Origin of the sequence: Chitinophaga oryzae, assembly GCF_012516375.2 — a bacterium.
GTDB lineage: Bacteria > Bacteroidota > Bacteroidia > Chitinophagales > Chitinophagaceae > Chitinophaga > Chitinophaga oryzae.
Window position 1 is genome coordinate 4,666,140 of the sequence record NZ_CP051204.2, and the last position, 12,036, is coordinate 4,678,175.

The following is a 12,036-nucleotide window of genomic DNA, read 5'->3' on the forward strand; positions in this document are numbered from 1 at the left end:
GTAAAAGCACCGGTCTCCACATTATTTTGTTATATTTAAGTATCAATCAGATACTTATGTCACGCATCATTCCTATTTTCCGCATGTTTGATTATGCCCGGGCCATACAGTTCTACGTTGATTGGCTGGAATTTGAAATCCTCTGGGAGCATAAGCCTGAGGGCGCCCCGGTGTACATGCGTATTGCCAAAGGCGATACCCAGATAGACCTTTCCGAGCACCATGGCGACGGTACGCCCGGTTCGCGGATCAGCATCACGGAGTTTAAAGGATTGAAAGCCTTCCATGCAAAGCTGGGCAAGAAGGACTATAAGTATATGAACCCGGGACTGGAACGGGCCGACTGGAACCCTGAAGTCCTGCTGATGACAGTAATAGACCCGTTCCAGAACACCATTATCTTCGAAGAATCAGCCTGATCAATAGATCTCCTTGCCAAACGGCGCAAATGTAAGGCTCATCAGTTTAAAATGCTGCCGGCCCCAGGGCGCACCGATAACGGTGATCGTCAGCAATACACCGAAAAAGAAGTGGCAGATAGCTACCCACAGCCCGCCGGTAAACACCCAAATAATATTGAACAAGGTGGACAGGCATCCTGTAGAACCCACGCCGTCACGCACCTCCCGCCCGAAAGGCATCAGTGTGAACAGCCCGATTTTCATGCACTGTATCCCGAATGGGATACCAATGATGGTGATGCAAAAAAGAAACCCCGACACAAAGTAGCCCAGGGCAGCGGCCAATCCGCCAAAAATCAGCCAGATAATATTTCCGATTAAGTTCATAACTGTAATATTACAGAAAAGTAAATACTCTGCATAGTAGTTATACTGCAGGCTGCCGGCGGTGACGGTAACGATAATGGGCATATCCTACCTCGATCAGCGGAACAGCCAGTATCAGCAGGAACGTATACAGAATGCCCCGCTGCAGCCCCTTCAGAAACTGGTCCACCTGGACAACCGCAATATTGACAAAAAGATTACCGTTCAGCAATTTCCGTAACGAGGCATGTACGACCTCATTGCTCGCACCGTCCGACAATCCCAACTTATCATGCAATAAGTTATAGACCGCCTTATGCATCATGGCGGCGATGTTTTTGTTTTTGGAAATATGCAGTAGCATCGAAGCCAGCTTGCCTTTAACGCCCTGTGTTGCAGACAGCTGTTGTTCCAGCGTACTGCCGTAAACGTTATAAATCACCACCGCCGCGGTATCAATGAGCTGGTGCGTGCTGAGAGAAGAAACGCCGGCATGGCCGCCAAACAGGGAGTCCACGGCGCCCGGCACCTGTTCGCTAAAAAGCGGCGGCACGTGGGCCGCATATACATCGGTATGCTCCCGGATATCTTTACGCAGACTATGGAAAAATCCCCATTTCAGCCCGAAGAATCCGGCGATCAATGGCAGCGCTACAAAATAGGCATAAGCCAGGAACTTCAGCAGTTTGTGGGAACGGGGCACCAGCATGTATTTGCGCAGCAACAATACCAGGATGAGCGCAACAGCAAAGGCAGTCAGACCAGAGAGAATGGCGCCGGTGACGAACTTGTAGGGGTTGGTAAACTCGCCGGCCAGTTGGAAGTAGGTAACAATGGTTCGCATATAGGGAAAACGTTCAATGAGAGGAACGCAGCCGCTTTACCGGCTGCGTTCCAAAAAATAAAATGTTATCTGGAGGACCTTTTAAGCAGGTAGGGTTGTATCGCTTTGCGCCAGATGGCATAGCCTTTCGGGTTCATGTGCAGCATGTCTGCCACAAAAAGTTCCGGCCGGGGCTGCCCGTTCTTATCGAGCATCAGCGGATACACGTTGATGAAGTGGGCGTTCTTTTCCTTCGCCAGGAAGGCTTTGATGAGCGCGTTGGCTTCTGCGGCCGTTTTCATGTATTGCACGCGGGACGGACTGGGTTTCAGGGAAATGTATTCAATCGGCACCTCGGGCAATCGCGAGCGGACAACGCTGTACAGTCGCTGAAAGCGGCTGAATACACTATCGGCCGTGGCTCCTTCCGGCAGGTCGTTTTCTCCCACGTAGATCACCACCTGGCGGGGATGATAGTCGAAGATAAGGTCCTGTGCAAAATAGATAATGTCGTTGAGCACCGCACCGCCTACGCCTCTGTTCATCACCACGTAGCTGGCGAATGTGCGCTCCAGGTCGTCCCATTTACGGATGGAAGAACTGCCGACAAATAAAATGGGATCTGCCGGGGGCGCAAACATCTTGTCATACTTTTTGATGGTCCGCACATCATCCTCGTAACGGACCTTCTCCTGCGCATGCAGGCTACTGGCTGATATCAACAAGCCTAACAGAAAAGGAAAAAACAACTTTGTCATTGGCACAAAATAAGGAAGAATTACGAATCAGGAAACCCTTTCCGTAATTCTTCCGCCGACTTATTGTTTGGTTACCACCTTAGTATATACCTTCCCGTTATGGGTCAGTTTGATGACATAAGCGCCTGCAGGCAGGTTTTTGGTGTCGAGTGCCGTGCGGTGATTGCCCGGCTGCAGCGGGCTGTTGAGCAACAGCCCTACCCTTTTCTGTTGGGTGTCAAACACCTCTACGGTGGTATTGCCCGCTTCTTTTACGTCCAGGTCGATATACGCGATCTGTGGAAAAGGATTGGGAAATACCTGGAAGGAAATTTTTTCGGGCGCAGTGGTGACTGTCGCCGCCGGCGGAGTGTCCGAAGTCGCCAGCAGCGGGCTGCCGCAGGTAGCGCTGCCTTCGGCGATACAGAAGTCTGCAAACCGCACCTCTTCATCCCGGATACCGGTGGCCAGTTTGCGGTAAATTCCCCATTTAGGACGACAGAAGGTGGTACCGTCACGCCACATATTAATGTTGTTATTGCTGTAGTTCAACAGCGTGGTGCCATCGCTGACCTTTTTAATAATGACCTTATAGGAGCCGGTCGTAGTATAGGTGATTTTTTCCTCTACCTCTACCCAGGTACCTTTAAAGGAAGACAGTGGCGCGCTGGCTTTCTCTCCGCCGCCGGTTTCACCACTGCCCGGCGTGTAGATGACCTGCAGCTTCTGCGGGGAGCCGGCACGCGGTGTCAGGGTGATCAGCGGCGCGCCGTCGTCGCCATCGCCGGCTTTGATCTGATGCAGGTGACAGAAGCTGGTAGTCGGCACAAAACCGGCGTCTATCTTGAATTTCCACCGATAAGTGACCGTCTCTCCGTACGTGGCTTTTACGTTGGCCGGCGAAGGCCCGAAGGTCTTGATCTCATTCCGTTGCCGGTCAGTGTTGGAACCGCAACGGTCGTTGTCCGGCGTGGTGTGCAGGAAAAAAACAAAAACATTCTTGTTCAGGGTCGCGTCAAATTCTTCAGTAATGTGGCGGCCAAACGAAGGATGTGCACAGTCCGGCACTTCGCTGGCAGTGCCGCTGCCCAGCACACTCTCTATCAGCTCGTAGGTGTTGCCAGGGCCGTTGGCGGACAATGTTACCTGCGCATGGCTGGCGGAGCAACAAAATAAACCGGCAATAGTGAGGAGGGCAGGTTTCCATAAATCATGCAAAGGTTTGCTTTCAGGAAGTTTCATAAGTGATACATGTTTGAGGGTTTTTGGATTCAGATTTCGGTATGGATTATGCAATCGATTTCATAACATACATAATTTAATATTTTTATTTGATATTTTGTCTTTTTACGGGGAATTTATTTTAGCCCTGGTGGAGGTGTATTGAGATTTCGTCCGACGATTTCCCGGAGAAGGGACTCGCGTTGCAGAGGGAGCCGGGGTTGAGGGTTGAGGGTTGAGGGTTGAGGGTTGAGGGTTGAGGGTGGAGGGTTGAGGACTAAGGGTTGAGGACTAAGGGTTGAGGATTGACCTGCTAAGGGCTGTGGGTTGAGGGCTGAAGACTGAGGGGCGAGGGTTGAGGGTTGAGGGTCGAGGATTGAGGGTCGAGTGCAGAGAGTTGAGGGTTGAGGGTTGAGGGTCGAGTGCAGAGAGTTGAGGGTTGAGGGCAGAGGCCGCACCCCTCTCCTGCGCAGGAAGGGAATGCGGTCCCTGAATAAAAGGATCTTTACAAAGAAACGGAGCGGGCGTCCGTAGCGTTATTTACCTCCGGGACAGAAACATCTTTCCGGAGAGCGGTTATCCCGAACGGGAACATATTGACTCACCGCTGCACCGTAAATAGCACTTTCTTTCCCGTACGGGCCGACTCTTTGGCGGCCTCGAGGATGCGCAGCACCAGCACATTATTGGGCAACGCATACAGGCCGTAAGGCGGCGGCGTTTCTTTCCCCTTCACCACGGCAGCCAGGTAGAGGAACGGATCTTCGTAAACCGGTATATCCGTTGCCGTGACTTGCCGGATTACTGCCGGCGCTGGCTCACGGTTACGAAGCACCAGCGTATTTTTGTCTGCCGCTATGATATACCCTTTGTCTCCGTACACCTCCATATCTTTGCGGCTAAAGGTCCAGTTCCAGGAAGCTTGTATAATGCACTGAGCGTCAGGGTAATCTACAATAATTGTGGCATCGTCATCTACCTTCGGATAACGGTCAGGCTTATACTGGCGGGTGACGGCTGTAACGGCAACGGGCATACGGTTTTTCATGAGCCGTGTCATCAGGTTGGCGCCGTAGCAGCCAAAGTCCATCAGCGCGCCACCACCGTTCAGCACCGGGTCGGTCAGCCACGACAGGAAAGCGGGGCTGCATCCTATCTCCTGCGGCCCCTGGTGCCCGTCATGGATCACCACCTTCCGTACACGGCCTGCAAAACTGCTGTCTTCCAGCAGCTGGAAGGTTTTAGCCACCGTAGGGTACCAGCTGGTTTCGTAGTTGGTCAGCAGATGGATTCCATACTGCCGCGCCAGCGAGTCCATCGCCAGCGCATCGGGCAGATTGGCGGCCAGCGGCTTTTCTACCATCACATGGATGCCTCTCGGTGCACAGGCTTCCACTACTTCCCGGTGACTGTACACCGATCCAAAGGCCAGTACGGCCTGCGGCTTCACGGCATCCAGCATCCGGCCCAGGTCATGGTACACCTGCTGCGGCGGTATATGATACTGCCGCGCTACCTTGCCGGCCAGGGCGGTATCTTTTTCGTATATGCCTGCCAGTTGTATATCATTGCGATTGGCACGGCCCAGTATCCAACCGGAGTGGCCATGCGATACGCCGGCAACGGCCACCCGCAGGGCCTGCGCTGAAGCGCAGACCTGTGCGAGCATCAACAACAGAAAAATATAATATCGTTTCATTACATCGTAAATACTTTACCACCCACCATCACTTCCTGGGTAGCTTCATCAAAAGTAGCTTTCATTCCCGTACGGTAAGCGGCGTTGCCCATGATCAGCGCAATAGAGTGCGAATAGGCCGCTTCTATCGGCGCGTGAGGCTGCTTGCGGTCCCGCACACTGGTCATCCAGTTGCGCACATGCGCGCTGGTCAGCGGGTCGCCGCCGGTGTTGGCGCTGGTCTCCGCTTTTTCCTGTGTACTCAGCGTCATCGGTGTCAACAGGTTGGCGTGCATTCCCATCTCCGCTGCCTCCTTTTCTGTTAATCCGCCGGTGCTGGTAATTTTACTGGTAGACATATCAATGGTGCCGCCGTTGGAATAATAGATCTCTTTCGTACCCCCGGCAGAGTTATGAAAACGGCTGCTGTACATTACCTGGAAACCTTTTTCCGGGTTGTCGGCCGGACCATAATCAAATACGGCGGTCAGCGTGTCCGGGTTCTTGCGGCCGTCATGCCACATATAGATGCCGCCATTGGCCACGGCGCTGCGCGGGTGTTTCAGGCCGCTGAACCAATGCACGGTGTCAATCTGGTGCGTCATCCACTGCCCGAAGATGCCGGAGGAATAAGGCCAGAACAAACGGTACTCCAGGTATTTGCGCGGGTCCCAGCTGTCGTTCGGACGCCCGGCCAGGAAACGCTTCCAGTCCGTGTCAGATTCCCGGATGCTCTTTACCAGGTCCGGCCGGCGCCAGCGTCCCGGCTGGTTTACATTCCAGGTCATCTCCACCATGGTGATATCGCCGAACTTTCCCTGCTTAATAAAATTGGCCGCTGCATGGTAACTCGTACCGCTGCGCCGCTGTGTGCCCACCTGCATGATCCTGCCGGACTCTTTTACGGCCTTCAGCGCCTTGCGGGCGTCGTCCATCGTTTCGGCAAACGGCTTCTCACTGTATACGTCACATTTGTTTTTTACTGCTTCGATGGTATGATAGGCGTGCTGAAAATCAGCCGATGCGATAAACACTGCGTCCAGGTCTTTCACCCGGTACAGCTCATCGTTGTTGACACAGGCCTGCACCTTATGCCCCGTCTTCTCTTCCAGGAAAGCCTTGCCCTCTTCGCGGCGGCGGTTCCATATGTCAGACACCGCGATCAGGTCGAAGTTCAGCTCCTTGTTATGGCTGAAGAAAGAAGGCAGCAACGCCTGCCGGGCACGGTCGGAAAATCCTACCAGCCCCACATTCACCCTGTCGTTCGCACCCAGTATACGGGCATAACTGCTGGCCGGCATTCCCATAGCCGTGATCGTTAACCCCGCCCCTGCCATCAGGGACTGTTGCAGAAATTCCCGTCTTGTCTTTTTTGTGGTTGTCATTGTACAAGTATTTTATTTTTTTCCGGAGATATGATATACTTCATTGAGTTGCCCTTCCAGGTAAGCCACCGCCGGCGCATATTCCTTTGCAGGATCGGTCCAACGGCACTCCATCATGATCCGCCCGCTATAGCCGATGCTGCGCAGCGCTGCCAGGTAAGGACGGAAATCCTGTTGCTCCACTCCCGGGGCGGAACGTTTCTCCCGCTCCGCAATATGACAATGCACCAGGATGCCTTTTGCCTTCAGCAGGTTATCTGCCGGTTCGTTCTCCCGCAACATGTGATAAATGTCGGCCGTCAACCTGAAATGCGGATGCCCGATGGCGGTCACCACCTGGCAACCTTCGGCTATTGTGTTTACAAAGTTGGTTTCGGTAGCATTTAAATTTTCCATGGCAATCAGGCAGTTATGTTTTGCTGCAATATCTGCCATTTTCCGGGCCAGCCGGATAAACTGTCCCTTCGCCGTGTCCCGGTTAAACCCCTCCGGAATCTTACGCGCCTCGCCGCTGCCCAGTACGATCAACCGGATACCCGCCTTTTCCGCCCGTTGCATTACCGTGTCCACGTACCCCAGTACCCATGCTTCATTGACAGCCGGCCCCGTTAATTTGAGGTAGCCCGGTATAAAAACATTACAGGTCTGTACCCGGCAACGGGCTTTGTTGATCCGTTGTATATTGGCCGTAAAGGTCGCCTCACTGACGGAAGGCGCCAGCATCCTTTTAACCGTCTCTTCAAGGCAGGAGAAACCGGCCGCACCGGCCAGACTGTCGTTATCCATGGAGGCGGCAATGCCCAGGACAGGCATGCCCTTTTTCCCGGCAGGCGACTGTGCACCTGCATTCGATTGCAATAAAGTAGCGAAACAAAGGAAGAATAGACCGGTCAGCGTGTTTTTCATAAAGTGGAAAGCCCGGAAAAGAAAGGCTGCTGGAAAAAATAACCAATTTATTTGGTTATTTTATTATTTAGTTATTTTATTATTGAAATGACCGGGGGTATTTTATCGTAGGGGCCAGATATAATACAATCACCAATAACCAAATTTTCAAATGGTCAAGTTTTCAAAGCTTCCAGCAGCGGTTCTACCTGGCGCCTGAAATCATATTGCAGGTCCTCATGCAATCCCACGATCACCTTCACTATTTTTTTCAGTTGGGCTGCGTACAGATTATGCAGCACCGTGCTCTGGTGTCGTAACAGCCCGGAGTCCAGCAGCTGCTCACAGAAATAAATCAGCAGCTCTGCCTCTGCCGGCTTGGAGCCCATGTAACGAATATGCTTGTTGACCAGCCGCAATATCTTGCGCAACCGTTTTTTGGCATTGTGCAGGTTGCTGCCGGCCATTTCCTCAAACCCCTGGTCCATTTCGGTCTTCACCGCATTGATGTATCCCTGTTCATCGTCCGCATCGAACAACAGATAAGTCAGCAGTTCCTTGTTCTCCTTTTTATATTTGGCCAGGCGCAGGCACAAGGCCGCCAGCTGCGCCGGTGGCACGGCTGCCAGCTCTTTCTTCAACTCGTTGATGGACGCTGTTTTCATCTTGATTTTATTGCGGCCCGAAAATACAATTAATAAATAGTATGGTGCAACACCTAAGCCTGCGCACATGTCATAATTAGTTAACTTGCAATTCTTCAATAACCCCATTTACTCACTTCTAAACAGCCACAGATTATGAAAGCACAGTACGTGTTGGCCGCCGTTATCGGTTGCCTGTTCTCAGTTAACATGGCGCATGCCCAAATGGATTCCACCGCCGCCCACAAAGCATGGATGGCCTACATGACGCCCGGCCCCGAACATCAGCTGCTGGCCAAAACCGACGGTGACTGGACCACCGACATGACTTTCTGGAAAGGCCCCGGCGCTCCTCCGGAAAAAGCCACCGGCAGCTGTTCCAACAAAATGATCCTCGGCGGACGGTATCAGGAAAGCCGCTATACGGCAGACATGATGGGCATGCCCTTCGAAGGTCTCGGTACCACCGCTTACGACAACGCCCGTAAAATGTACCTCAACAGCTGGATCGACAATATGGGCACCGGCATGATGATGATGGAGGGCAAATGGGACCCCGCCCTCAATGGTATCGTCTATACCGGAAAGTCGTTTGACCCCCCCAGCCAGAAAACCGTCGAGCTGCGCCAGGTCATCAAAATCAGGGACGCCGATAGCTATACAATGGAAATGTACCGCATGGCCGATGGCAAAGAATTCAAGGAAATGGAAATCACCTTCAAACGGAAATAGCTGCTGCAACCCATAACATATGCCGGCGGCCATGCCCCACAGCACAGGCCGCCTTCTTTCACGCCGACACATTACAACCAAAACGAATATAAACAAAACCGGTACGGATATTAATTCAGGGGCCTTCCTGCAATCGGTGGCCTTATCTTTGATCGTCCGCTGTTTATCCGCCTGTTTTGCCTGCCGCCGTTGGCGGCCGGCGCTATCCAGTTCTTCCCTTAGGGAAATGTTTGAATGTATTCAGCATAAAATAAAAATATTCTGGTGAACACCGTAGCTGCACCGGCTTCTGCATTGTTCAGTCATATAGTTTGTTCTCCGGAGAGCCCTATTATGTGTAAGCTGTTAGGTCGGCCTTTTATTCTTTGTTGATAACCTTGCAGGTATTACCATCCGGTAATACCTGATTTTTTTGTTATTTTTAATAAAATGAGCAATAACCCATATCCGAGACCATGATCCGTACGCTGATTATTGACGATGAACCGGCCATCCGGAAAGATCTGGAATGGCTCATGAAACGCTACCCGGATTTCATTGTACTGGGGAGCTGCGGCAGCATCGCCGAGGCACGGATCATCATCCCCAACACAGAACCGGAGCTGTTGCTACTGGACATTGAACTCGCTGACGGCACCGGATTTGACCTCTTACAGGAATTTCCCGACAGAAATTTCCGGATCATTTTCATCACCGCTTATAATGAACATGCGATCAAAGCCATCAAATTCGGGGCGTTTGACTATCTGCTGAAACCAGTGGATGAGGAGGAGCTGATGGCCACCCTCAAACGGCTGTTGTCCGAAAGTGCCGTCAACACCCGCACCCAGATGGATATCACCAGCGGGCATCTGCAGCCTAAAAAACCGGCCCTGCAGAACCGCATCGTGCTCCGCTCCTCTCAATACCTGCAGGTAGTGCCTTTCGAGGAAATCCTCTATTGCCAGAGCGACGGCAGTTATACCACCTTCCACCTGTCTGACAAAAGAAAGGTAATGGTTTCCCGGCCTATCAAGGAGTATGAGGAACTGCTGCCGGAAAGCTGGTTTATCCGCATCCATCAGTCCTACATCGTCAATCACCATTTTATAGACCGTTTTCTGAAAGAAGGCATCCTGATCCTGAAAGACGGCACAGAAATTCCTGTTTCCGCCCGTAAGCGCGAGTATGTCCGGCAGTTCCTGATGGGCGACCATAATTGATTGTACATGTATATCCGCAGACTATCCATTTTACTGATTATATCCCTTTGCTGCGCCGTCTGCGGATGTCAGCCCCAACCCGCTGCTCCGCCGCCTGCCGGGCAGGGCGTCACCACCCCGCCGGTAATCAGGGAGCTGCAGCACCTCATTGATTCCGGCGCACGATGGGACGGGCCACAGGCCGCCCGTCGCCTCGCGGCGCTCAAAGACAGCGCTTTGCGGGCCGGCCCCGTCGCCAGCGGTTACTACTACTTTCTTGAAGGTATCCATTACTGGTATGCCGACAGCAACCAGGCAGCTATCAACAGCTTCAACCAGATGTTGCCCGCCGGGCGTCCAGATACCGGTCAACCGGCAGACCTTGTAATATTGCAGCAACTGGGATGGCTACAGGTGCGGCTGACCAGCAAAATAGACGACAGTACTTTTTCCCGGCTGTTCCACCTGATCTCGCTGGCTGAACAGCACCAGTATGCCGGCAGCTGGCGGGTGTATGATCTGGCAGCAGAAATATATTTCCGCTTCGGCGACTATGATAAAGCCGAAACATATGCCGCCATGGCGCGGGACAGCTATCCCGTGACGGACGATTACTTCCGCCTGTCGCTTTTTATGGAAGAACGGTCACGCATCTACGAACGCCGCCATCAATACCGGCAGGCGCTCCAGTACCAGGACAGCGCCCTGCAATACGCGCTGCAGCAGCCCGATACCATCCGCCTCGCCACCGTATACGGCGCGCTGGGCGTATTGTATGAAAAGAACGGCGACAAACCGAGGGGGCACGCCCTGATGGAAAAAGCATTTAACATCAAAGAGAAAATCAATAAAGTCAGCTTCCGGGAATATCTCAACTACGGCCAGCTGCACCAGGAGAAAAAAGACTATTCCGCAGCGCTTCACTACTTCGGTAAGGCACTGGAGAAAGCCAGGAAGGACAACAACGCCGGTAACCTGAGCGACGCCTATGACGCTATCCGACAGGTATATTATGACAAAGGCGATTACAAAACCGCCATCAGCTACCTCGACTCCGCAGCCAATATGGCCCTGGAGGAACAGGAAGACCGGCAGCTGCGAAAAATTGTGGAGATACAGGCGCTCAACGACCTGAAAGTACAGCAGCAGAAAACAACAGACCTGAGCCGGCAGTATAACAACCAGGCCATCATTGTACGCCAGCAACAGGTCATCCTGCTGATCATCACCATCCTGCTGGCGCTCGGCCTGCTGATCACCTTCCTGCTGATACGGCAGCGGAAGCTGGTGACCCAGAAAATGAGCATTGAACTGGAGCAACGGCTCCTGCGCAGCCAGATGGAACCCCATTTCATCTTCAATACCCTGTCAGTATTGCAAAGTTTCATCCGCCGCGATGAAAAAGAAAAGTCTGTCAAGTATCTCAATAAATTTGCACGGTTGCTGCGCCTTAACCTGGAAAACTCGCGGCACAACCTCGTCCGGCTGCAACAGGAAACCGAAGCGCTGGAAAACTACCTCAGTCTGCAGGCCGTACGCTTTGATAACCTCTTTGGCTATACGATCCATGACATCCCGGCTGAAGAAAGCAGCGGCATCTGTATCCCGCCTATGCTGCTGCAGCCTTTCGTGGAAAACGCCATCCAGCACGGTATGCGTAATATCGCACACCGCGGCCATATCTCTATTACCCTGCAGCTGCAGGGCGACCAGCTGCATTGCGTTATTGAAGACAACGGCCAGGGACTGCAGCCCCCCAAAAACAAGGACAAAAATTCCCTGTCAAGTATCATCACACAGGAACGGCTGAAAATACTGAGCATACAAACAGGCAAGCAGGCCTCTCTCAGCATTACCGACAAAGCCGGCGAAGGGCGTACGGGCGTTCGCGTTACCCTGATCATCCCCACCCAGCGATGTTAAGTAACAGCTGCCTGCTGCCGCGACACGATTATGGGGAAAATGCATGCAGCAGATAGCCGG

The 12,036-nt window shown here is 52.7% G+C and carries 12 protein-coding genes; 4 read left to right on the forward strand and 8 right to left on the reverse strand.

Annotation, left to right across the window (positions count from 1 at the left end):
• Window positions 1-56 precede the first annotated feature (56 nt).
• Entirely contained in the window at window positions 57-419 is a 363-nt protein-coding gene (locus HF324_RS19060; RefSeq protein WP_168804002.1) for a glyoxalase superfamily protein, read from the forward strand.
• Here HF324_RS19060 and HF324_RS19065 read toward each other — a convergent pair whose 3' ends face one another.
• The 8 genes from HF324_RS19065 to HF324_RS19100 form a co-directional block, all read right to left on the reverse strand.
• Entirely contained in the window at window positions 420-788 is a 369-nt protein-coding gene (locus HF324_RS19065) for a YccF domain-containing protein (RefSeq protein WP_078671797.1), read from the reverse strand. It abuts the gene before it with no gap.
• 40 nt (window positions 789-828) lie between these two features.
• On the reverse strand, window positions 829-1,611 hold the full coding sequence (locus HF324_RS19070; RefSeq protein WP_168860543.1) for a hypothetical protein: 783 nt from the start codon (window positions 1,609-1,611) through the stop codon (window positions 829-831).
• Between the two features lie 65 nt (window positions 1,612-1,676).
• On the reverse strand, window positions 1,677-2,348 hold the full coding sequence (locus tag HF324_RS19075; protein ID WP_168804004.1) for a GDSL-type esterase/lipase family protein: 672 nt from the start codon (window positions 2,346-2,348) through the stop codon (window positions 1,677-1,679).
• Window positions 2,349-2,408: 60 nt separating this feature from the next.
• Window positions 2,409-3,569, reverse strand: coding sequence for a T9SS type A sorting domain-containing protein (locus tag HF324_RS19080; RefSeq protein ID WP_168804005.1), 1,161 nt, complete (start codon window positions 3,567-3,569; stop codon window positions 2,409-2,411).
• Between the two features lie 580 nt (window positions 3,570-4,149).
• Window positions 4,150-5,247, reverse strand: coding sequence for a Gfo/Idh/MocA family protein (locus HF324_RS19085; RefSeq protein ID WP_168860544.1), 1,098 nt, complete (start codon window positions 5,245-5,247; stop codon window positions 4,150-4,152).
• Complete coding sequence (locus tag HF324_RS19090) at window positions 5,247-6,611, reverse strand: Gfo/Idh/MocA family protein (protein WP_168860545.1); 1,365 nt, start codon at window positions 6,609-6,611, stop codon at window positions 5,247-5,249. The genes HF324_RS19085 and HF324_RS19090 overlap by 1 nt, the downstream gene beginning before the upstream one ends.
• Window positions 6,612-6,623: 12 nt before the next feature.
• Window positions 6,624-7,517 (reverse strand): sugar phosphate isomerase/epimerase family protein, encoded by an 894-nt coding sequence (locus HF324_RS19095; RefSeq protein WP_168860546.1) that lies wholly within the window; start codon window positions 7,515-7,517, stop codon window positions 6,624-6,626.
• Window positions 7,518-7,672: 155 nt separating this feature from the next.
• Window positions 7,673-8,161, reverse strand: coding sequence for a hypothetical protein (locus HF324_RS19100; RefSeq protein WP_168804009.1), 489 nt, complete (start codon window positions 8,159-8,161; stop codon window positions 7,673-7,675).
• Window positions 8,162-8,296: 135 nt separating this feature from the next.
• Here HF324_RS19100 and HF324_RS19105 point away from each other — a divergent pair, with 135 nt between their 5' ends.
• From HF324_RS19105 to HF324_RS19115, 3 genes are all read left to right on the forward strand, one after another.
• On the forward strand, window positions 8,297-8,872 hold the full coding sequence (locus tag HF324_RS19105; RefSeq protein WP_168804010.1) for a DUF1579 domain-containing protein: 576 nt from the start codon (window positions 8,297-8,299) through the stop codon (window positions 8,870-8,872).
• Window positions 8,873-9,327: 455 nt separating this feature from the next.
• Window positions 9,328-10,074 carry a LytR/AlgR family response regulator transcription factor gene (locus HF324_RS19110; protein ID WP_168804011.1) on the forward strand — a complete coding sequence of 249 codons (747 nt, stop codon included), beginning with the start codon at window positions 9,328-9,330 and terminating at the stop codon, window positions 10,072-10,074.
• A 6-nt stretch (window positions 10,075-10,080) separates the two neighbouring features.
• Window positions 10,081-11,976 carry a tetratricopeptide repeat-containing sensor histidine kinase gene (locus HF324_RS19115; protein ID WP_168860547.1) on the forward strand — a complete coding sequence of 632 codons (1,896 nt, stop codon included), beginning with the start codon at window positions 10,081-10,083 and terminating at the stop codon, window positions 11,974-11,976.
• Window positions 11,977-12,036: the final 60 nt, after the last annotated feature.

Excerpts from the sequence above, each read along its gene's own strand:
- HF324_RS19085 (WP_168860544.1), bottom strand. The coding sequence starts at position 5,247 with ATGAAACGATATTATATTTTTCTGTTGTTGATGCTCGCACAGGTCTGC.
- HF324_RS19095 (WP_168860546.1), bottom strand. The coding sequence starts at position 7,517 with ATGAAAAACACGCTGACCGGTCTATTCTTCCTTTGTTTCGCTACTTTA.
- HF324_RS19110 (WP_168804011.1), top strand. The coding sequence starts at position 9,328 with ATGATCCGTACGCTGATTATTGACGATGAACCGGCCATCCGGAAAGAT.
- HF324_RS19115 (WP_168860547.1), top strand. The coding sequence starts at position 10,081 with ATGTATATCCGCAGACTATCCATTTTACTGATTATATCCCTTTGCTGC.
- HF324_RS19090 (WP_168860545.1), bottom strand. The coding sequence starts at position 6,611 with ATGACAACCACAAAAAAGACAAGACGGGAATTTCTGCAACAGTCCCTG.
- HF324_RS19075 (WP_168804004.1), bottom strand. The coding sequence starts at position 2,348 with ATGACAAAGTTGTTTTTTCCTTTTCTGTTAGGCTTGTTGATATCAGCC.
- HF324_RS19080 (WP_168804005.1), bottom strand. The coding sequence starts at position 3,569 with ATGAAACTTCCTGAAAGCAAACCTTTGCATGATTTATGGAAACCTGCC.
- HF324_RS19065 (WP_078671797.1), bottom strand. The coding sequence starts at position 788 with ATGAACTTAATCGGAAATATTATCTGGCTGATTTTTGGCGGATTGGCC.
- HF324_RS19060 (WP_168804002.1), top strand. The coding sequence starts at position 57 with ATGTCACGCATCATTCCTATTTTCCGCATGTTTGATTATGCCCGGGCC.
- HF324_RS19070 (WP_168860543.1), bottom strand. The coding sequence starts at position 1,611 with ATGCGAACCATTGTTACCTACTTCCAACTGGCCGGCGAGTTTACCAAC.
- HF324_RS19100 (WP_168804009.1), bottom strand. The coding sequence starts at position 8,161 with ATGAAAACAGCGTCCATCAACGAGTTGAAGAAAGAGCTGGCAGCCGTG.
- HF324_RS19105 (WP_168804010.1), top strand. The coding sequence starts at position 8,297 with ATGAAAGCACAGTACGTGTTGGCCGCCGTTATCGGTTGCCTGTTCTCA.